The organism is Streptomyces luteogriseus (assembly GCF_014205055.1).
GTDB classification, from domain to species: domain Bacteria; phylum Actinomycetota; class Actinomycetes; order Streptomycetales; family Streptomycetaceae; genus Streptomyces; species Streptomyces luteogriseus.
On the sequence record NZ_JACHMS010000001.1, the window covers coordinates 7,490,549 to 7,511,434 of the forward strand.

The window sequence follows — 20,886 nt, forward strand, 5'->3', positions numbered from 1 at the left end:
CATGCTCGCTGCGGGGACGGGAGACCGATGACAGACCAGCAGTTCGACGAGTACGCGGAGAGCCTGGACATCGCGGTGATCGGCATGGAGGGCCGGTTTCCGCAGGCCCCGGACGTCGACGCCTTCTGGCGCAACATACGAGACGGAAAGTGCGCGGTCACCTTCCTGTCCGAGGACGAGCTGCTCAGCCGCGGGGTCGACCCGCGGACGGCTCGCGACCCGCTGTACGTGCCGGCGGCCAACGAGCTGGCCGACATCGACAGCTTCGACGCGGAGTTCTTCGGCTACTCGCCGCGCGAGGCCGAACTGATGGACCCCCAGCACCGGCTGCTGCTCGAATGCGCCTGGGGCGCGCTGGAGAAGGCCGGCCACGACCCGGCCCGCTACGACGGGCTGGTCGGCGTCTACGCCGGCGCCGGCACCAACACGTATCTGATGTTCAACGTGGCGGCCAACCGCCGGGCGGCCGACATGCTGGGCGGCAGCCAGGTCATGATCGGCAACAGCGGCGACTTCCTCGCCTCCCGCGTGTCGTACAAGCTCGGTCTCGAAGGCCCCAGCGTCAACGTCCAGTCGGCCTGTTCCACCTCCCTGGTCTCGGTCGTCCTGGCCTGTCAGGCCCTGCTCTCCTTCCAGTGCGACATGGCCCTCGCCGGGGGCGTCGCCGCCGACGACTCGAAGCACAAGGGCTACCTCTACGCCGAGGACGGCATCTTCTCGCCGGACGGCTACTGCCGCTCCTTCGACGCCGACGCCCGGGGCACCGTCGGCGGCAACGGCGTCGGCATGGTCGTCCTCAAGCGGCTCGGTGACGCCCTGGCCGACGGGGACCACATCCACGCCGTCATCAAGGGCGCCGCCCTCAACAACGACGGTGACCGGCGCATCGGGTTCACCGCGCCCAGCGCCGACTCCCAGGCGTCGGTCATCACCACCGCCCTGGCCAACGCCGACGTGGAACCCGAGACCGTCGGGTACGTCGAGACGCACGGCACCGCCACGTCCCTGGGCGACCCCATCGAGTTCGCCGCGCTCACCGCGGCGTTCGGCGCGGGCACCGACCAGCGCAACTTCTGCGCCCTCGGCGCCGTGAAGACCAACATCGGCCACCTCGACGCGGCCTCCGGCATCGCGGGACTGATCAAGGCCGTCAGTGCCGTCGAGCATGGCCAGATCCCGCCCACCCTCCACTTCAAACGTCCCAACCCGCGCATCGACCTGGCCGACAGCCCGTTCTTCGTCAACACCGAGCTCGTGCCCTGGCCCGTCACCGACGGCCCGCGCCGCGCCGGAGTGAGCTCCTTCGGACTGGGCGGCACCAACGCGCACGTCGTCCTGGAACAGGCCCCGGACCGTCCCCCCGCGCCCGATCTCGCGGGCGAGGAGCAGCTGATCGTCCTCTCCGCCCGCAGCGACACCGCCCTGGAGGCGATGTCCGACCGGCTCGCGGACCATCTGCGCGAACACCCCGAAACCCCCCTGGGGGACCTGGCGTTCACCCTCCAGACGGGACGCAGGCCGTTCCACCACCGCCGGGTGCTCGTCGCGTCCGGACCGGCGGAGGCGCTCGACGCCCTCGACGCCCGCGACGACGGGCGGGTCCTCAGCGCCGCCCGCACCGGGGACGGCCACCGCCCGGTCGCCTTCATGTTCAGCGGCTTCGGCGAGCAGTACCCGATGATGACGGAGCGTCTCTACGCGACCGAGCCCGCCTTCCGGGAGGCACTCGACGAGTGCGCCCTGATCCTCGACCCGCTCCTCGGCCGGGACATCCGCGAGGTCGTCTTCGACCGGGCGGCCGCGCGCCGCTCCGAGGGCGACGGAAAGCCGGACCTGCGGCGCATGCTGATGGCGCCCCGCATCAGCGACCACCCGCTCGACCAGCCCACGCTCGGCTACCCGGCCGTGTTCGCCGTCGAGTACGCGCTGGCCCGGCTGTGGCGCGCCTGGGGCGTCGTCCCCGAGGCGATGATCGGCCACAGCCTCGGTGAGTACGTCGCCGCGTGCCTCGCCGGGGTGTTCTCCCTGCCGGACGCCCTGCGGCTGGTCGTGGAGCGAGCCCGGCTGATCTCCGCCTGCGGCGAGGGCGCGATGGTGGCCGTACCGCTCACCGAGGAGGAGGTCGCGCGCCACCTCACCGACGAGGTGTCCGTGGCCGCCGTCAACGATCCGCGCACCTGCGTGCTGGCAGGGCCGCCCGAGGCGATCGACCGGGTGACCGCCGCGCTGGAGACGGCCGGGGTGGTCTCGCGGCGGCTCAACACCCGGTTCGCGTTCCACTCCCCGATGATGGACCCGGTCGTCGCGCCGTACGCCGAGGCCGTGCGCCGGGTACGGCTGAGCCCGCCGGCCATCCCGTTCGTCTCCAACATCACCGGCACCTGGATCACCGCGGAGGAGGCGACGGACCCCGACTACTGGGCCCGGCACGTACGGCTGCCGGTTCGCTTCGCCGACGGCATGCGCACCCTGTGGGGCGTGGACGACGTCGTCCTCGTCGAGGTCGGCCCCGGCCGGGCCCTGACGTCGGGGGCGATGCAGCACCCGGCGAGCGCGGAGGTCGCGGACCGGGTCGTCGTCCCGTCGCTGCCCGACGCGTTCACCGCCGAGTCCGACCGGGCGGCCGCGCTCCGGGCACTCGGTCGGCTGTGGCTCGCCGGAGTCACCCCCGACTGGGCGGGCCTGCACGCGCACACCCCGCGCCGCCGGGTGGTGCTGCCCTCCTACCCGTTCGCCCGCACCCGGTACTGGCTCGACGCCGACCGGCGCGACCGGCACCCGGCCGCGTCCGGGGAACGGGCCGGGATGGACGACTGGTTCTACGACACCTCGTGGCAGCGGGCCGCGCCCGTGGAGGACACCACCCTCGCGGCGGACGGCCACCGCTGGCTCGTGTTCGCGGACGACGGCGGCCTCGGCGGCGACGTCGCCGCCCGGCTCGCCGCGCTGGGCGCCCCCGTCGTGACCGTCAGCACGGGACCCGCCTGGCAGGAGGACGGTCCCGGCCGGTACGTCATGAACCCCGCCGACCCGGACCACTACGGCAGACTCGCCGAGAGCCTGCGCGGCCAGGGGGCCTTCCCCGACCGCGTGGTGCACTGCTGGGCCGTCGACCCGGGCCCCACGACGGACGACCGCGCGGCGGCCGAGGAGACCCTGGAGCGCGGCTTCCACAGCCTCGTGCGGTGGGCCCGTGCGTGCGAGCCCGAACTGATGGTGGGCGAGCAGCACTGGACCGTGCTGTCGAGCGAGACGTACTCGGTGCTCGGGGACGAGCCGGTGAACCCCGCCAAGGCCACCGTCCAGGGCGTGTGCAAGGTCGCCCCCCAGGAGTACCCCTCCCTGCGCTGCGCCCAGATCGACGTGCCCGTCCCGACCGGCACGACCGGCCTCGCGGACCGGGTCCTCGCGGAACTCGCCGACGAGGCGGACAGCGGGATCGTGGCGCTGCGCGGCACGACGCGCTGGCGCCAGGTCCTCGTGCCGGCGCCGCTGACCGCGCGCACCGAGGGCGTGCTGCGACCCGGCGGCGTCTACCTGATCACCGGCGGCCTGGGCAAGATCGGACTGGTCCTCGCCCGCGCCATCGCCACCCGCGCACCCGGCGCGCACCTGGTTCTGATGGGGCGTACGGGCCTGCCCGACCGCGGCGCGTGGGACGGCGAGCACGACCCCGCCACCGCCGCGGCCGTCGCCGCCGTGCGCGAACTGGAGGCCATGGGCGCCACGGTCGTCATCTCCGCCACGGACGTGGCCGACCCCGACGCGGTCGCCGCCGCGGTGGACAAGGCCGTCCAGGAGTGCGGCCCCGTCAACGGCGTCATCCACGCCGCGGGCACCACAGGACCAGCCGCCCACCAGGTGCTCGCCGACCTGACGGACGACGACTGCGCCCGCCACTTCGGGCCGAAACTGCACGGCGTGCACGTGCTCGACCGGGCCCTCGAGGGACAGCCCCTCGACTTCGCGGTGCTCTGTTCCTCTGTCGCGGCCCTGCTCGGTGGACTCGGGTTCACCGCCTACGCCGCCGCCAACGCCTTCCTCGACTCCTTCGCCCGGCGCGAGCCACGTCCCGGCCGCCCCCGGTGGACGTCGCTCAACTGGGAGGCGTGGCACTTCCCCGGCGACGCCGGTGCGGAAGCCGGCATCGGCGCCGCCGTCCACCAGGTCGCCCTCGACCCGGACGAGGGACGCGCTGTCTTCGAACGCCTCCTCGACGCGGCGGCCCGTCCTCAGGTCATCGCCTCCACGACCGACCTCAACGAGCGCGTCCGGCAGTGGTCCGCACCCGTCCGGGACACGACGGTGGTGGAGCAGCGCCACGCCCGCCCCAGCCTGCGCAATCCGTACGTGGCCCCGGCGACCGACCTGGAACGCCGGCTCGCCGCCATCTGGGAGGAACTGCTCGGCATCGAGGCGGTCGGAGTACAGGACAACTTCTTCGAACTGGGCGGCAGTTCCCTGCTCGGCCTGCAGGTGGTGCACCGGCTGCGCAGCGGCCTCGGCATCGCCGTCCCGCTGACCGTCGTGTACGAGGGCCCCACCGTCCGCTCGCTGGCCGGCCTGATCGGGGACCTCGCATGAGCCGGGACCGGGACATCGCGATCGTCGGCATGGCGGGACGCTTCCCCGGCGCCCGTGACCTGGACGAGTTCTGGGCGAACGTACGCGACGGCGTGGAGAGCGTCTCCTTCTTCACGGACGAACAGCTCCTCGCCGCGGGCGCCGCACCGGACCACCTCGACCAGCCGAACTTCGTACGCGCCGGCGCCTGCCTGCCCGGCATCGACATGTTCGACGCCGAGTTCTTCGGCTACACGGCCCGCGAGGCGGAGATCATGGACCCGCAGCACCGGGTCTTCCTGGAGACGGCGTGGCAGGCGCTGGAGCACTCGGGGCACGACCCCGCCCGGTTCGACGGGGACATCGGCGTGTTCGCCGGTGCCGGCAGCAACGGCTACCTGGCCCACGTCTACTCCCATCCCGAGATAGTCGAGACCACCGGCGGCACACAGATCCTCCTCGGCAACGAGCTGGGGTTCCTGTCCACCCGGGTCTCCTACAAGCTCGACCTGCGGGGCCCCAGCGTCTCGCTGCGCACCGCGTGCTCCACGTCGCTGGTCGCCGTGCACCTGGCCTGCCGCTCGCTGCGCGAGCGCGAATGCGACATGGCGCTCTCCGGCGGCGTCTTCCTCAACCTGGAACAGGAGCGCGGCTACTTCCACCAGGAAGGCTCGTTCGTCTCCCCGGACGGACACTGCCGCCCCTTCGACGCCCGCGCGGCCGGAACCCTGTTCGGCAGCGGCGCGGGTGCCGTGGTGCTCAAGCGCCTCGACGACGCCCTCGCCGACGGCGACACCGTCTACGCCGTCATCAAGGGTTCGGCCGTCAACAACGACGGGGCGGTCAAGGTCGGCTTCACCGCCCCCACCGTCGCCGGCCAGGCCAGGGTGATCGCGGACGCGCTGCGCGACGCCGGCACGGACCCGGCCGCGATCGGCTACGTCGAGGCGCACGGTACCGGCACCTCGCTCGGGGACCCGATCGAGGTGCGCGCCCTCACTAAGGCCTACGAGGGCGTGCCGCCCGCCACGGTCGCCCTCGGGTCGCTCAAGTCGAACTTCGGCCACCTGGACGCCGCCGCGGGTATCGCCGGACTGATCAAGACGGTCCTGGCCATGTGGCACGAGACGCTGCCCCGCACCCTGCACTTCCAATCCCCCAACCCGGACATCGACTTCGCCGCCGGACCCTTCACCGTCCAGCGGGACACGGCACCGTGGCCGCGCTCCGGCACACCGCGCCTGGCCGGAGTCAGCGCCTTCGGCTTCGGCGGCACCAACGCCCACGTCGTCCTCCAGGAAGGCCCCCCGCAGGGCCGACCCGACCCCGGGGAGGACACCCGGCCCGACGAACACCCTTCTCACCTCCTCGTGCTGTCCGCGCGCGACCACGCGGCGCTGGAGGAGCTGAGCGACGCGATGGCCGCGCGCCTGCGCCGAGGACCGGCACGGCTCACCGACGTCACGTACACCGCCGCGACAGGCCGCCACCGCTTCCCGGTACGCCGCGCCGTCACCGGCCCCGACGCCGCGTCACTCGCCGCCGCCCTGGAGGCACGGGACCCCGCGCGGGTGACGACCGGCGAGTGCGGCGGCACGCCCCCGCGCGTCGCGTTCCTCCTCAGCGGGCAGGGGGGTCAGTACCCCGGCATGGCCAGGGAGCTCTACGCGCACGAGCCGGTCTTCCGCGACGCCGTGGACTTCTGCCTGAAGGAACTGGCCTCCCGCGGCGACGCCGACGCGGGCCTGCTGGACCTGCTGCTCGACACGGAGCGGTCCGAGACCGCAGCCGCCGAACTCGACCGGACCAGGCTCGCCCAGCCGGCCCTCTTCGTCCTCGAATACGCCCTGGCACGGCTCTGGGCGTCATGGGGCGTCGAACCCGCCGCCCTGCTCGGTCACAGCCTGGGAGAACTCGTCGCGGCCTGCCTCGCGGGAGTGTTCACCCCGCAGGACGCCCTCGCCCTGGTGGCGCTGCGCGGGCGACTGATGCAGGAGCAGCCGACCGGGGCGATGCTCAGCGTCGTCGCCGACCGGGCGACCGTCGAGTCCCTGCTGCCCGGCGACGTCTTTCTGGCGGCCCACAACGGGCCCAAGGACTGTGTCGTCTCCGGCGGCCACACCGCCGTGGCGGCGTTCGCCGCGCTGCTCTCGGAGCGGGGCGTCGCCACCCGGCCCGTCAGCACCTCGCACGCCTTCCACTCGCCGATGATGCAGCCCATGGTCGACCGGTTCGTCGCCGCCGTCGCGGCCGTACCGAGGCAGGCGCCCCGCACCAGGTTCGTGTCCAACACGACGGGCACCTGGATCACGGACGACGAGGCCCGCGATCCGGCGTACTGGGGCCGGCACGTACTGGCCCCGGTGGAGTTCGACGCCGGTGTGCGCACCCTCGCGGAGGAGCCCGACCTCGTCTTCCTGGAGGTCGGCCCCGGCCAGACCCTCACGAGCCTCGCCCGGCGCGTCGTCACCGGCGAAGCCCCCCGACTGGTCACCTCCACCCTGCCGCACCGCCAGGACAAACGGCACCCGGTGGAGGCCGCGCAGCGGGCCCTCGGCCAACTGTGGCTCGCCGGCGGCGAACCCGACTGGGCCGCCTTCCACGAGCCGCGCCAGGGCGGGCGGCGCCGCAGGGTCGCCCTGCCCACCTACCCGTTCCAGGGGAAGCGGTACTGGCTGGACCGGCAGGCCGAACCGGCCGTGCGTACCCCGGCGGCCCGTCGGGCCGACGTCGCCGACTGGATACAGGCCCCGTCCTGGGAACGCACCGTACTGCCCCAGGCGCCCGCGTCTCCCACCGACCGATGCTGGCTCGTCTTCGACGACGGCCGGGGGCTGGCCGAGGCCCTGACGGCCCGGCTGCGCCGCGACGGCGCCCGGGTGACGACCGTGTCCGCGGGAGACCAGTGGACGCAGGCCCCCGGCCGTTTCACGATCGACCCCGTCGACCCGGACCACTACACACGCCTGCTGCGGGCGCTGCGCGAGCAGGACCAGCTGCCCACCCGTATCGCCCACTGCTGGAACGTCACCGGTGCCACCCCTCACCCGGACGGCGGCCCCGCGGCCGGGTTCGCCGCCGCCCGCCGCGCCTTCGACGGCCTGCTGCTCCTCGCCCAGGCACTCAACAGCCACTCCGACCAACCGGACTGCGACATCTGGGTCGTCAGCGACGGTCTGCACCGGGTCCTCGGCACCGAACGGCTCATGCCGCTCAAGTCCACCCTGCTCGGCCCCGTCCGTGTCATCCCGCGCGAACACCCAGGTCTCGCCTGCCGCAGCGTCGACATCGTCCTGGACGGCGAGCCGGTCGAGCGCGCCGCAGACCGGCTGCTGCGCGAGTTCTCCGTGCCGCCCGGGCACGCCGCCGTCGCCCACCGGGGACCGCACCGCTGGTCGCAGACCTATGTCCCCGCGCCACTGCCGCCCTCGGACAGCACCCCGTCCGCCCTGCGTGACGACGGTGTCTACCTGATCACCGGCGGAACCGGCGGGCTCGGGCTCGCCCTGGCGGAGCACCTCGCCCGCCCCGGCCGGAGACTGGCCCTGCTCGCCCGCACCCCCGTCCCCCCGGAGGAGGAGTGGGACCGCCGGCTCGCGCAGCCGGGCGGCGGCAGGACCACCGAGGTCATCGAGAAGGTCCGCGCCCTCCGGCGGCGGGGCGCCGAGGTGATGCTGCTGACCGCCGACGTCTGCGACCACGACCAGGTCGAGGCCGCCGTCTCCGCCGTCGTGGAGCGGTGGGGAGGCGTCCACGGCGCCTTCCACGCGGCCGGCCTGGCGGGCGGCGGCCTCGTCCAGCTCGGCACTCCCGAGAAGGCCGCCCAGGTCATGGGCCCCAAGGTGCTCGGAACGCTCCACCTCGAACAGGCGCTGGCAGACCGACGGCCCGACTTCCTGTTCCTCTTCGGCTCCAACGCCGCCCACGTCGGTGACTTCGGCCTGGCCGACTACGTCGCCGCCAACAGCTTCCTCGACGCCTACGCCCACTCCCACGCGGCCGAACGCCGGGTCCTCACCGTCGACTGGGGGCCGTGGAAGGACGCGGGCATGGCCGTCGCGACGGACCTCCCGGACGCGCTGGCGGAGATCCGCGGCAAGGATGTCGCGGAGCGCGGCATGGCGTCGGCGCAGGCCCTGGAAGCGCTGGAACGCGTCCTCTCCTCGTCGCCCGAACCCCAGCTGATCGTGTCGCCCGTGGACGTCAACGCCCTGATCGAGCAGGCTTTCGTGCTCGGCGCGGACGCCGGGGGCGACGAACGGCTCGCCGGACTCGGCGCACCGCACACCCTTCACCCCCGCCCTGAGGTCCCCAGCGCCTACGCCCCGCCGAAGGGGGAGACCCAGCGGCAGCTGTGCAAGGCGTGGCAGGACCTGCTCGGCATCGACCAGGTCGGCGTCAACGACAGCTTCTTCGATCTCGGCGGCGGCTCCCTGATCGCCATTCAGCTCGTGGCGACCGTCAACAAGTCCCTGGGCGCCTCACTCACGGTGGCGCAACTGTACGAGGTGCTCACCGTCGCCGGTCTCGCCCGGCTGATCGACGGGGACGACGCCGAACCGGCCGAGGCGGCAGGGCACACGATCGAACAGGTCAAGAGCCGGGCCCACTCACGCCGGCAGCACCAGCAGAACCGGATGGCCCGCGCCCGCGCACGCCGCCAGACCTGACCGGGCGATCGGCCCGTCCCGCACCGCGCACGGGCCGCAGCGCACCCGAGACGACACCGTCATCCCTCACCGGCCGGTGGTCCCCGGCGCTCCCCGTCGGAACGCCGGACGCCGTACGAAAGGAGCACGATGCCCGCTCCCTCCCCCAGGGGATCGCGCCTGGACGTCCTCGTCAGGGAGATCCGCGAGGCGCTGCGCGCCCCGTCCGCCGACCGGCCCGAGCAGCCGGGCCGGCGGGCCGCGGACGTCGTCGCCGCCCATCTGCGCCACGACGACCTGCTGACCGAGGAGCAGCTGGCCGCCGACCCCGCCGCGTACAAGCAGCACGTTCTGCACATCGAGCCGGACGGCACGTTCTCCGTCGTCGCCCTCGTGTGGCTGCCCGGCCAGCGCACCCCGATCCACGACCACGTCTGCTGGTGTGTGATCGGCGTCCATCGGGGGGCCGAGGAGGAGATCCGCTACCGGCTCGTCGACGAGGACGGCTCACCGCACCTCGTCCCCGTCGACGTCACCGTCAACCACATCGGCACCGTCGCCCACCTCTCGCCGCCGGGGGACATCCACGAGGTCCGCAGCGCGACCGACGGCCTGACCGTCTCCCTGCACGTGTACGGCGCCGACGTCGGCAGGCTCGGTACCAGCGTCCGGCGATGCTACGACCTGCCGGTGCGGCCGCCGCACGCCGTCCTCGGTGCGGCACAGCGGCCCGCCAGACCGTAAGGGAAGCGACATCATGGGGGACAGCGTGCACAATCCGCCGACCACCCTGCCCGAGCTCTTCTCGGCGCAGGTGGCCAGAACGCCCGACGCGGTCGCGATCGTCGCCGACGGCACCGTACTGACCTACGCCGAACTGGACGCGCGGACCGAGCGGCTGGCCCGTGCTCTGGCGGCCCTCGGCGCCGGGCCGGAGACCGTTGTCGCGGTGAGTGTGCCGCGCTCCGTGGAACTCGTTGTCGCCCTGTACGCGGTCCACAGGACGGGGGCGGCCTACCTGCCGCTCGACCCGGGGCATCCGGCCGAACGGATCGCGCTCATGGCCGAGGACGCGCGGCCCCTGACGGTGCTGACCGCCGACGACATCCGGGAGCTGTCGGCACGGGACACGGCGGAGGACCACCCCCTGCCTCCGCCGCCGCACCCGCTGAACACCGCGTACGTGATCTACACCTCGGGGTCGACCGGACGGCCGAAGGGCGTCGCCGTACCGCATCGGGCCATTGTCAACAGGCTGCGGTGGATGCAGGACCGGTACCCGCTCTGCGGCGACGACGGTGTGCTCCAGAAGACCCCGGCGGACTTCGACGTCTCCGTGTGGGAGTTCTTCTGGCCGCTGAGCGTCGGCGCCCGCCTCGTCATGGCCGCGCCCGGCGGGCACCGGGACCCGCGGTACCTCGCGGAGCTGATCCGGTCCCAGCAGGTGACGACCGTCCACTTCGTGCCGTCGATGCTCAGGCTGTTCCTCGACGAGCCCGCGGCGGCCGCGTGCACCGGCCTGCGCAGGGTCTTCGCCAGCGGAGAGGCCCTCCCCGGCGAACTGCGCGACCGGTTCTTCCCCGTCCTCGGCGGCGCCGAGCTGCACAACCTGTACGGCCCCACGGAGGCGGCCGTCGACGTCTCCCACTGGGAGTGCCGGGCGGACGACGAGCCGGGAGCGGTCCCCATCGGCCGGCCCGTGTGGAACACCGGCCTCCGTGTCCTCGACACCGACCTGCGGCCGGTGGAGCCCGGTGCCACCGGCGAGCTCCACATCACCGGTGTCCAGCTGGCCCGCGGCTACGTCAACCGACCGGACCTCACCGCGGACCGCTTCGTCCCCGACCCGTACGGGCCGCCCGGCAGCCGCATGTACCGCACCGGTGACCTCGCCCGCCCGCGCCCCGACGGAGCCATCGAGTACGTCGGCCGGACCGACCACCAGGTCAAGGTGCGGGGCATGCGCGTCGAACTGGGCGAGGTGGAGGCCGTGCTGGCCGGCCTGCCCGGCGTCGGGGCAGCCGCGGTCGTGGCCCGGCCGGACGAGACGGGCGGCGCGCGACTGGCCGCCTACCTCGTCCCGGACGCCCGCGAGGCGGGCCCCCTGCTGCGGGTGTGCCGGTTGGAACGCCAGGGCCTGCTCGGCGCCGACGAGCGGCACACACTGCCCAACGGCATGCTCATCGCTTCGGGCAATCACGCCGAGACGGACTTCGTCTACCAGGAGATCTTCGAGGGCCGCGAGTACCTCCGCAACGGCATCACCCTGCCGCCGGACGCCTGCGTGTTCGACGTCGGTGCGCACATCGGGCTGTTCACCCTCGAGGTCGCCCGGTCGTGCCCGGGCGCCGTCGTCCACGCCTTCGAACCCATCCCCGAACTGTTCCGTCTGCTGGAGCTGAACACCCGCATCCACGGCGCGGACGTCCGGCTGTTCCCGTGCGGCATCGGTGAGAAAGAGGACACGGCGACGTTCACCTACTACCCGGGCCTGTCCATCATGTCCGGGCGGTTCGGCGACACGGCGCAGGAACGTGGCGTCGTGGAGGCGTACGTACGCAACGACCTCTCGTCGAGGGGCCTCGACGCGCCCGGAGCCGAGGCGGACCTCGACGTGCTGCTCTCCGAGCGGCTGCGGCACGAGGAGGTGGTCTGCCGGCTGCGGACCCTGTCCGACGTCATCCGCGAGACCGGAGTGGACCGCGTCGACCTGCTGAAGATCGACGCGGAGAAGAGCGAACTCGAGGTCCTGAACGGTATCGACGACGCGCACTGGCCCCTCATCGGACAGCTGGCGATCGAGGCACACGACGTGGGCGACCGGGTGGCCCGCGTCAAGGACCGGCTCACCGCGCACGGCTACGCCGTCGAGGTCGAGACGGCGCCTCTCCTCAAGGGCACGGGACTGGTCACCCTGTACGCCCGCCGACCCGGTGATGCGCCGGACGGCCCCGCCCGGCCGGCCGCCGTGCCCCGCCCCGGCCCGGGGCTTCCCTCCGACCCGGACCTGTTCGCGGAGGAGGTCCGCCGCGGCGCGGCGCGGCACCTCCCGGAGCACATGATCCCGTCGACGTTCACGGTGCTCGACGCGCTTCCGCTGTCACCGAGCGGCAAGCTCGACCGCAGGGCGCTCCCGGACCCGCTCCCGCGCACCACCTCCGCCGCCCCGCGCACCCCGCAGGAGGAACTCCTGCGCGCCCTGTTCGCGGAGGTGCTCGGCCTTCCCGGGATCGGCATCCACGACAACTTCTACCGCGTGGGCGGGGATTCGCTCCTGGGCATCCGGCTCACCGAGCGCATCCGCTCGGTCTTCGGCATCGACCTGGACATCCGCTCCCTCTTCGAGTCACCCACCGTCGCCGGCATGGCCCGATACCTGATCAATCGCCCTTGAGCTCTTGCATGTGCGGGTCACCGGGCCGTCGATGCCCTCCACCCCTCCGTCACAGAAACGGCCCGGTCATGCCCACCCCCCAGCCACCCGGCACCATCACCCCGCAAGCGTTCCGCGACGCCATGGCCACCGTCGCCACCCCGGTCGCCGTGGTCACCGCGATGGACGGCCCCCGCCCGCACGGCACCACGGTCAGCGCCTTCGGCTCACTGTCCCTGACGCCCCCGATGGTGCTGGTGTGCCTGGACAACCGCTCTCGGCTCCTTGAGGTCATCCGCCGCACCGGACGCTTCGGTCTCAACATCCTGGGTGCTCACCAGGCGGATCTCGCCACCACCTTTGCCCGCTCCGGACCGGACAAGTTCAACGGCGTGACCTGGTCGCCGAGCCAGGACCGGCCCCGCCTGCCGGGCTCGGCGGCCTGGATCGCCGCCGAGGCCGACGCCTACGTCCCCGCCGGAGACCACACCGTCCTGCTCGCCCAGGTCGTCTCGGCCGAACCGGGCGAGGTACCCCCGGTGGACTCCAGCCCCCTCACCTACCACCAACGCTCCTTCGGTACCCACACACCGCTCGCTTCCTGACGCTGCCGGGGCAACGACGGGCGCGCTCGACGATCGGGAGGACCCGGGCGCCGCGGCCCGGATACGCGTGCCGGCACGGCAAGAACACATCACCCGCGCCGGCACGCGTCACAGCGATGCACCGTACGGACGTCACTCGTGCGCGATGGCCGCCAGTACGTTCATCCGGGAGGCGCGCAACGCCGGCAGCAGCGCCGCCACGACCCCGACCACCGCCGAGCCGACCACCACCAGCACGATCGTGACCCACGGGATCGCCAGGGCCGTCATGCCCTGGAGCGCCAGCACCTGCTGCATGCACACGCCCCACACCAGCCCCAGCACCAGCCCGAGGACCGCGCCGAACACCGCGATCACCACCGACTCCAGCCGGATCATCCGCCGCAGTTGGCGCCGGGCCAGCCCGATCGCCCGCAACAGCCCGATCTCCCGGGTGCGTTCGACCACCGACAGCGCGAGGGTGTTGACCACGCCGAGCACCGCGATGATGATCGCCAGCCCGAGCAGCGCGTACACGAGGTACAGCAGGACGGCGATCTGGTCGTGGACCAGCCGCTTGTAGTCGGCCAGGTCCCGCACCTGCACCTGCGGGTACGGATCCAGCGTCTCCTCCAGGTTCGCGCGCAGGTCGTCGTCGCCCGTGCCGGCGGCGGCGTTGACGTACAGCGCGGAATCCTGTCCGCCCGGCGCGTACCGCTCCAGGGTGCCCAGCCCGAAGAACAGGCCGCCCTGGGTGCCGAATCCCTCGGCGGAGTCCTGGTCGGTGAGCGCGCCGACCGTCAGCTCGGCCGAGCGTCCGCCCGGGAACTCCACGGGGAGGGTGCTGCCCACCCGCACGCCGTGGTCGCGGGCGAAGTCCCGGTCCATGGCCAGCCGCCCGCGTGCGAGCGCGGCCGCGGTGTCCCCGTGCGTGTAGGTGATGTTGGCGATGTCGTCGAGCCGCGGTTCGTAGCCCGCGGCGGTGGTCTCCACGCGGTCGCCGTCCGGGAGCCGCACCGCGACCGGGGTGAACCGCCCGCGCACGACCAGGCCCACGCCGTCGGTGCCGCGCACCTTGTCGGTGACCTCCTGCGGGAACGGCTGGAAGTTGCTGTTCTGGAGCACGAAGTCGGCGCCCAGCGTCGTGTCGATCTGCCGGTCGAACGACGCGGTCATCGACTCGCTCGCCACCGACATCCCGCCCACCAGGGCGATCCCCACCATCAGCGCCGCCGCCGTGGCTCCGGTACGGCGGGGATTGCGCAGGGCGTTGCGCTGGCTCATCCGCCCGATCGAGCCGAACAGCGCGGGGAAGGCCGCGCCCAGCACCCGGATCACCGGACGCACCAGCAGCGGTCCGGCGATCACGGTCGCGATCAGGGTGAGCACCACACCGAGGCCCAGCAGGGACGCCGCCGACGAGGTCTGCCGCGACGCCGCGCAGCCCGCCAGCGCCGCCGCACCGGCCGCCCCGACGACCGCGCCCGCCACCGCGCGCATCCGCAGCGGCCGGCCCACCCCGGCCACCTCCGCGTCCGAGAGGGCGGCCATCGGCGAGACGCCCGCGGCCCGCCGCGCCGGGAGATAGGCGGCGACGAAGGTGACGCCGAGCCCGACGACGTACGCCGCCACCGGGGTCGCCCAGCCGATCTCCATCTCGTCGGCGTCGATGTTCATGCCGAGCAGGCCCATCAGCCCGATCAGCCCGGCCGCGAGACCGATGCCCGCGGCGAGTCCCAGCGTGGAGCCGACCAGTCCGAGCAGCAGGGCCTCGGTGAGCACCGAGCCGCGGACCTGGCGCCGGTCGGCACCGAGCGCCCGCAGCAGACCCAGTTCGCGGGTGCGCTGGGCGATGAGCATGGAAAAGGTGTTGACGATCAGGAACACGCCGACCAGCACGGCGATCCCGGCGAAGCCGAGCATCACGTACTTGATGACGTCGAGGAACCCGCCCAGTTGCTCGACGTCCGACTCGGCCTGTTCGCCGGCCGTCCTGAAGTCGTAGGTGTGTGCGCCGAGCGCGGCGGCCACGCGCTGCTTGAGCTGATCGTCGCTGACGCCCGGCGCCGCGTCGACCGAGATGGCGGTGGCCGTCCCCGGCCGGCCCAGCAGTTTCGTCTGAGCCGTGGGTGTGTCGAAGTAGAGCAGCGCCGAGCCGGGGTTCGTGGTCGTGAACGTGACGATGCCGACGACCCGCACCTTGAACGACCCGGGCGGCGCGATGACCGTGAGGGGATCGCCGACGCGTACGTTCCTGCGGTCGGCGGTCTCGGAGTCGAGCAGCGCCTGGGCGGGGCCGCTCGGGGCGTGGCCCGAGGCCAGCTCGACCGGGCTGCGCTCGTTCGGGTTCCAGGCGTTGCCGAGCGTCGGTGCCCCGGTGGTGGGCCCCACCGGGGCGTTCTCCTCGTCGACGACCGTGAGGCCGTTCACCTTGACGTCGGCACGGGCCGCCGCGACCCCGTCGACCCGCCGGACCCGTTCGGCGAGCGCGGCCGGCAGGGTGGCCGTCCGGCCGGAGGGCACCGCCTCGTCGAGGTCCTCCTTCGGGCTGACCGTGACATCGGCCGCGGTGGAGGCGAACAGCCGGTCGAACGTGCGGCTGACGGTGTCCGAGAAGATCAGGCTCCCCGTGACGAACGCGACGGACAGCAGGACGGCGAGCGCGGAGAGCAGCAGCCGCCCCTTGTGCGCGAGGAAGCTCCGCAGGGTCGCCTTGAGCACGGGCTCAGTTCTCCTCGGGTGTCGCGGGGGCGTCCTCGTACCGGGTGCGGATCACGTCGAACCTCTTCATGCGCTCCAGGACAGCCTCCGCCGTGGGACGTCGCATCTCGTCGACGATCCGGCCGTCCCCGAGGAAGAGCACCAGGTCCGAGTGGGCTGCGGCGCCCGGGTCGTGGGTGACCATGACGACGGTCTGCCCCAGCTGGTCGACCGCCTCGCGCAGAAAGCCCAGCACCTCCAGGCCGGCCCGCGAGTCGAGGTTGCCGGTGGGCTCGTCCGCGAAGATCAGCTCGGGCCGGGAGGCCAGCGCCCGCGCGCAGGCCACGCGCTGCTGCTGCCCGCCGGAGAGCTGCGACGGCCGGTGCCGGAGCCGGTCCCGCAGGCCCAGGGTGTCGATCACCCGGTCCAGCCACTTCTCATCCGGTTTCCTGCCCGCGATGTCCATCGGCAGAGTGATGTTCTCCAGCGCGTTCAGGGTCGGGATGAGGTTGAACGACTGGAACATGAACCCGATCCGGTCCCGGCGCAGCCGCGTCAGCTCACGCTCCCGGAGCCCCGTGATCTCCGTGTCGCCCAGCCACACCTGTCCGGCCGAGACGGTGTCGAGCCCCGCCAGACAGTGCATCAGCGTGGACTTCCCGGAGCCGGAGGGGCCCATCACGGCGGTGAACCGGCCCCGGACGACGTCCACGTCCACCGAGTCGAGCGCGAGCACGGCCGTCTCGCCCGAGCCGTACGCCTTGGTCAGACCGCGCGCGCGGGCCGCGATCCCGTCGGCCGGCGCGAGGCCGGGAGCGTGCTCCGCAGCAGGTGTGGACAAGGCCGCCTCCTCTGGATGGACGTCAGGACCTCCTGGCCCTGCCCGAGGGTAATGTGACCCGGCCCACACTCGGTATCCTCCGCGGGTCGGACTCCGCCCTTGCCGGTGCTAGCAACTGCGCGCTAGCTTCGAGGTATGGCGAAGACCCAGCTGAACGTGCGCGTCGACGAGGGCACCGCCCGCGCCGCCCGTGAACGCGCCCTGGCCCGCGGCATGAGCGTCAACCGGTACATCGAGGAACTGGTCAGGCAGGACACCGGCGAGGTGGGCCACACCTTCGTGGAAGCCGCCGCCGACTTCATGAAGCAGTACGAATCCGTCTTCGCCGAGGAATTCGGCGCAGACCGTGAGGGCACGCGCGAAGGTCGCCACTGATCCCTTGAACAACCTCGACATCGACCTCGCCTGGCTGCTGATGCTCGCCGAGCACCACACCCCCGGGGACCCCCAGGTCACCGACTGGGGAGCCCTTGTCGCCGCCGTCGCCCGCCACCAGGCCGCCATATTCGACGTCCCCGTCTACTACAGCCCGCACGCCCGCGCCGCCGCCCTGCTCCAGCTCCTGCTCCACGTGCCCGCGCTCGAACGCTCCAACGCCCTGTTCGCCTCCGCCGTCGCCTACGCCTACCTCGTCGCCAGCGGGGTCAAGGTCATCACCTCGCCCGAGCAGGTACGCGACCTCGCCCGGCTGGTCAAGAGCGGCGCGGCCTCCGTACGGGACATCGAGCGGGAGCTGCGCCAGTGGAGCCTGTGACCACCGGCCGCACTACCCGCTGAGTGGACGCCACGCCGTGCCCAGCACGCAGTACGAGCTGGGCAGCCGCGGCCCCTCCTCGGGCATCAGCACCTGCCGGTAGGGGCCGAGTTCGAACCCGGCGTCCCGCAGCGCCCGCACCGGCTCCCGCGCCACATGGCAGCCCCCGCTCAGCAACGGCCACACCGTCCGGTCCAGGGCATGCTGCGTGAAGGTCATCGCCCGGCCACCGCCCCTGCCGTGCTCGAAGAACCGCACCTCGCCACCCGGCCGCAGCACCCGCCGCAGCTCCCCGAGCGCCCGGGGCACGTCCCGCACACTGCACAGCACCAGCGACACCACGGCCGCGTCGAAGCCCTCGCTCTTGACCGGCAGCGCCTCGGCCGCACCGGGCACCACGTCCACCGGCACCTCGGCGCGCAGCGCGGCCTCCACCGCCAGGTGCCGCAGCCGCCGCTCCGGTTCGATCGCCACGACCTCCGCGACGGTGCCCGGGTAGTGCGCGAAGTTCAGCCCGTTGCCCGCGCCGATCTCGATCACCCGCCCGGACAGCCCGTCGAGCAGTCTCCCGCGGATCCGGCCCATGCCCATCCGGGTCTCGGCGGCGACACTGACCCGGGCGTAGCAGCGGGCGAACAGCGGATGGTGCACGGCGTCCCGTGGCACCTTGCCGGAGCGGAGCGGCATGGGGACCTCCTTGACGAGGCTGGCCTTGCGCCTCGAGGCGATTGTCCCCCGGACGGGCCCGGCCCACCCCTGCCGGCTACCGAAGGAGTACCCGGCCCAGCAGGGGGAGGTGATCGCTCCCGGTCGCATCCCGTGCCGACACCTCCGTCACCTCGGCCCCTCGCCCCAGCACCTGGTCGATCCGCGCCACCGGCAGACCGGCCGGCCAGCTGAACGCGAACCCGGTGGGCGGTGCGTCGAGCCGGGAGGTCAGCGGCCCGAGCCCGCGGTCCCGCACCGTGCCGTTGAGGTCACCCACCACCAGGAGCCGGCGGGCCGGGTCGTCGTCGATCCGGGCCGCGAGCAGCGCCGCGCTCTCGTCACGGGCCGCCGAGGCGAGGCCCGTCGCACCCAGGCGCACGGACGGCAGATGGACCACGTACACGGCCAGCTCGCCGCCGGGCGCGGACACCGTGGCCCGCAGACCGCGCCGCCAGCTCCCGGGGAAGCCCGCCGGCCGGATGTCCACGGGCCGCACCTCCGACAGCGGGTACGCGGACCAGAGCCCGACCGTGCCGTGGACCGCTCGGTGCGGATGGGACCCGTCCAGGACCGCTTGGTACGCGGGCCGCGCCGCGGGCGTCAGTTCCTCGACGGCGATCAGCCCGGCGCGGGTGGCGAGCAGGGCCCGCGCGGTGCCGGCGGGGTCGGTGTTGTCGTCGGCCACGTTGTGCTGGACGACGGTCAGGTCGGACGCGGCCGGGGGCGAGGAGAGCCACATCCCGCCGAACATCCAGAGCCACACTGCCGCGGGGGCGAGGCAGGCGAGCAGCCCCGCCCCCGACCGCCCGAGCAGGGCGAGACAGCCGAGCACGGGCACGGCCGCTCCGAGCCACGGCAGGAACGTCTCCAGCAAACTCCCCAGACGCCCGACCCCGTTGGGCACGGCCGAGTGCAGGGCGAGCAGACCGGCGACACCGAGGGCACCGCCGACGAGCCAGGCGTCCCGCGGCCGCAGCCTGCCCGTGCCCACCACGCGACCCCCTACGCGAGTTCCGCCGCCAGCAGGGCGGCAGCGCCGGCCACCAGGGGATTGTCGGCCGGGGCGTCCTCCTCGGGCTGGGTGGTCAGGACGGACATCACGATCGGCGGGCCGTCCGGCGGCCAGGTGATGCCGACGTCGTTGTTGCCGCCGTGGCGTCCGCCGCCGGTCTTGTCGGCGATCAGCCAGTCGGCGGGCAGGGCCTTGCGGAACTTCTCGGTGCTGGTGGTGTTGCGCAGCAGCCAGTCCGTGAGCCGCGCCCGGTCCCGGGGGTCCAGCGCGGTGCCGAGCACGAGCCGGGCGTAGGTCCGGCCGATGGCCCGCGGGCTCGTCGTGTCGGTCACGCGCCACGGCTCCGCGGAGTTGAGCTCGGGCTCCCAGCGGTCGAGCCGGGTGATCCGGTCACCGACCGAGCGGGAGAAGCGCGTGACGGCGGTCGGCCCGCCCAGCTCCTCCAGGAGCAGGTTGCCCGCGGTGTTGTCGCTGAAGCGGATGGTGGCGTCGCACAGTTCGCCGACGGTCATGCCGGTCGCGACGTGGTCCTCGGTGACGGGGGAGTAGCCCGACTTGGTGACGTACTCCTGGGTGTAGTGGATACGCCGGGCCAGGAACTCGCCGTCCCGGTCCAGGTCGCGCAGGACGGCCGCGGCGGCGAGCGTCTTGAACACCGACGCCATCGGGAAGCGTTCATCGGCCCGGTACGCCACGGTCCGGCCCGTGCGCAGATTGCGGCCGTACACGCCCAGCCGGGCGGTGTGCTTCCGCTCCAGCTCCCGCAACCGCGCGGTGACCCCGGCCGTGCCGGGTAAGGCGTGGGCCGTGCCGCCGCCCAGCGAGAGAGCGGCGGCCGTGCCCAGCACGAGGGCGGTACGGCGGGACGGGCGTGATCCGTTGGTGTGCACGGGGGGTCCCTTTCGGAGGCGATCACGTACGTACTTCAACACGCGATCACACGCGCCTCGGTTTCACCGCGAGACCGCCCCAGCCCTCAGAACGCCTCGGGCGCCTCCCGGATCCGGAACGCCTCCGCGTCCCACGAGCCGTCCAGCCGCGGCGCCAGCCAGTGCGGCGCGGACGACCGGAAGGCGGAGGGGGAGAGGGCGCCCGATCCGGCCGGAACGGAGCCCAGCAGCGGAGCTCCGGCCACGTCCGGCAGATCCGCGAGGTTGCAGCGCGCGGCGAGATCCGGGGCCGCGGGCCAGCTGCCGATGACGATCCCGGCCGGCTCCAGCCCCCGGGCGCGCAGTTCACGCGCCGTCAGCTCCGTCGTGTTCAGGGTGCCGAGCCCCGCGGGGGTCACGACCAGCACCGGCGCCGACAGCAGCCGGGCCGCGTCCGCGAGGGTGCCGCCGGCCGCGTCGAACCGGACGAGCAGTCCGCCGGCCCCTTCCACCAGCACCAGATCGTGCTCGGTGGCCAGCTTGGCGGCGGCCTCCGCGACCTCGTGCGGATGGACCGGGGGCCGTCCGGCCCGGCGCGCTGCCGTGGCCGGCGCCAACGGCTCGGGAAACCGGGCGAGCTCGGCCGTCGTCACCGGGCCGGCGAGGCGCTCCACCTCGGCGGCGTCCCCCGGCTCGTCCGGCCGTACCCCCGTCTGCGCGGCCTTCAGCACGGCCACCGAACGGCCGGCGGCCAGGGCCGACGCCGCCACCGCGGCGGTCACGACCGTCTTCCCGACCTCCGTGCCCGTGCCCGTGATCACCAGTACCGGCAT

General features: G+C 73.3%; 12 protein-coding genes and 1 pseudogene. 7 read left to right on the top strand and 6 right to left on the bottom strand.

Annotated features, from left to right (window positions below; genetic code table 11):
* Positions 1-27 precede the first annotated feature (27 nt).
* The 5 genes and pseudogenes from BJ965_RS40005 to BJ965_RS33295 all read left to right on the top strand — a co-directional run bounded on the left by BJ965_RS40005 (position 28) and on the right by BJ965_RS33295 (position 13,190).
* Positions 28-4,584 carry a type I polyketide synthase gene (locus BJ965_RS40005; protein WP_184913987.1) on the top strand — a complete coding sequence of 1,519 codons (4,557 nt, stop codon included), beginning with the start codon at positions 28-30 and terminating at the stop codon, positions 4,582-4,584.
* A complete protein-coding gene (locus BJ965_RS33280; RefSeq protein ID WP_184913989.1) occupies positions 4,581-9,233 on the top strand; it encodes a type I polyketide synthase in 4,653 nt (1,550 codons plus the stop codon). Before BJ965_RS40005 ends, BJ965_RS33280 begins: the two co-directional genes overlap by 4 nt.
* 129 nt (positions 9,234-9,362) lie before the next feature.
* Entirely contained in the window at positions 9,363-9,956 is a 594-nt protein-coding gene (locus tag BJ965_RS33285; protein WP_184913991.1) for a cysteine dioxygenase family protein, read from the top strand.
* A gap of 34 nt (positions 9,957-9,990) precedes the next feature.
* A pseudogene (locus tag BJ965_RS33290) lies at positions 9,991-12,606 on the top strand (amino acid adenylation domain-containing protein); the annotation flags it as partial.
* 68 nt (positions 12,607-12,674) lie between these two features.
* Positions 12,675-13,190: a flavin reductase family protein gene (locus BJ965_RS33295; protein WP_184913996.1), complete on the top strand. Its 516-nt coding sequence runs from the start codon at positions 12,675-12,677 to the stop codon at positions 13,188-13,190.
* Positions 13,191-13,322: 132 nt separating this feature from the next.
* On the opposite strand, the gene BJ965_RS33300 is transcribed toward BJ965_RS33295, so the two are convergent.
* Positions 13,323-15,890, bottom strand: a complete 2,568-nt coding sequence (locus BJ965_RS33300) for an ABC transporter permease (protein WP_184913998.1) — start codon at positions 15,888-15,890, stop codon at positions 13,323-13,325.
* Positions 15,891-15,894: 4 nt separating this feature from the next.
* Positions 15,895-16,710 (bottom strand): ABC transporter ATP-binding protein, encoded by an 816-nt coding sequence (locus tag BJ965_RS33305; protein WP_184914000.1) that lies wholly within the window; start codon positions 16,708-16,710, stop codon positions 15,895-15,897.
* A gap of 135 nt (positions 16,711-16,845) precedes the next feature.
* Here BJ965_RS33305 and BJ965_RS33310 point away from each other — a divergent pair, with 135 nt between their 5' ends.
* Entirely contained in the window at positions 16,846-17,085 is a 240-nt protein-coding gene (locus BJ965_RS33310; RefSeq protein WP_020270799.1) for a hypothetical protein, read from the top strand.
* 4 nt (positions 17,086-17,089) lie between these two features.
* Entirely contained in the window at positions 17,090-17,464 is a 375-nt protein-coding gene (locus tag BJ965_RS33315; protein WP_184914002.1) for a fic family toxin-antitoxin system, toxin component, read from the top strand.
* Between the two features lie 12 nt (positions 17,465-17,476).
* On the opposite strand, the gene BJ965_RS33320 is transcribed toward BJ965_RS33315, so the two are convergent.
* From BJ965_RS33320 to bioD, 4 genes are all read right to left on the bottom strand, one after another.
* Entirely contained in the window at positions 17,477-18,151 is a 675-nt protein-coding gene (locus BJ965_RS33320) for a class I SAM-dependent methyltransferase (RefSeq protein WP_184914004.1), read from the bottom strand.
* A gap of 76 nt (positions 18,152-18,227) precedes the next feature.
* On the bottom strand, positions 18,228-19,163 hold the full coding sequence (locus BJ965_RS33325) for an endonuclease/exonuclease/phosphatase family protein (RefSeq protein ID WP_313667429.1): 936 nt from the start codon (positions 19,161-19,163) through the stop codon (positions 18,228-18,230).
* An 11-nt stretch (positions 19,164-19,174) separates the two neighbouring features.
* Complete coding sequence (bla, locus tag BJ965_RS33330) at positions 19,175-20,074, bottom strand: class A beta-lactamase (RefSeq protein WP_184914007.1); 900 nt, start codon at positions 20,072-20,074, stop codon at positions 19,175-19,177.
* An 86-nt stretch (positions 20,075-20,160) separates the two neighbouring features.
* Positions 20,161-20,886, bottom strand: a complete 726-nt coding sequence (gene bioD / locus BJ965_RS33335; protein WP_184914009.1) for a dethiobiotin synthase — start codon at positions 20,884-20,886, stop codon at positions 20,161-20,163.

Bases quoted from the DNA above. Each gene is read 5' to 3' on its own strand.
- BJ965_RS33320 (WP_184914004.1), bottom strand. From the start codon at position 18,151: ATGCCGCTCCGCTCCGGCAAGGTGCCACGGGACGCCGTGCACCATCCG.
- BJ965_RS33280 (WP_184913989.1), top strand. From the start codon at position 4,581: ATGAGCCGGGACCGGGACATCGCGATCGTCGGCATGGCGGGACGCTTC.
- BJ965_RS40005 (WP_184913987.1), top strand. From the start codon at position 28: ATGACAGACCAGCAGTTCGACGAGTACGCGGAGAGCCTGGACATCGCG.
- BJ965_RS33310 (WP_020270799.1), top strand. From the start codon at position 16,846: ATGGCGAAGACCCAGCTGAACGTGCGCGTCGACGAGGGCACCGCCCGC.
- bioD (WP_184914009.1), bottom strand. From the start codon at position 20,886: ATGCCGGTACTGGTGATCACGGGCACGGGCACGGAGGTCGGGAAGACG.
- BJ965_RS33285 (WP_184913991.1), top strand. From the start codon at position 9,363: ATGCCCGCTCCCTCCCCCAGGGGATCGCGCCTGGACGTCCTCGTCAGG.
- BJ965_RS33295 (WP_184913996.1), top strand. From the start codon at position 12,675: ATGCCCACCCCCCAGCCACCCGGCACCATCACCCCGCAAGCGTTCCGC.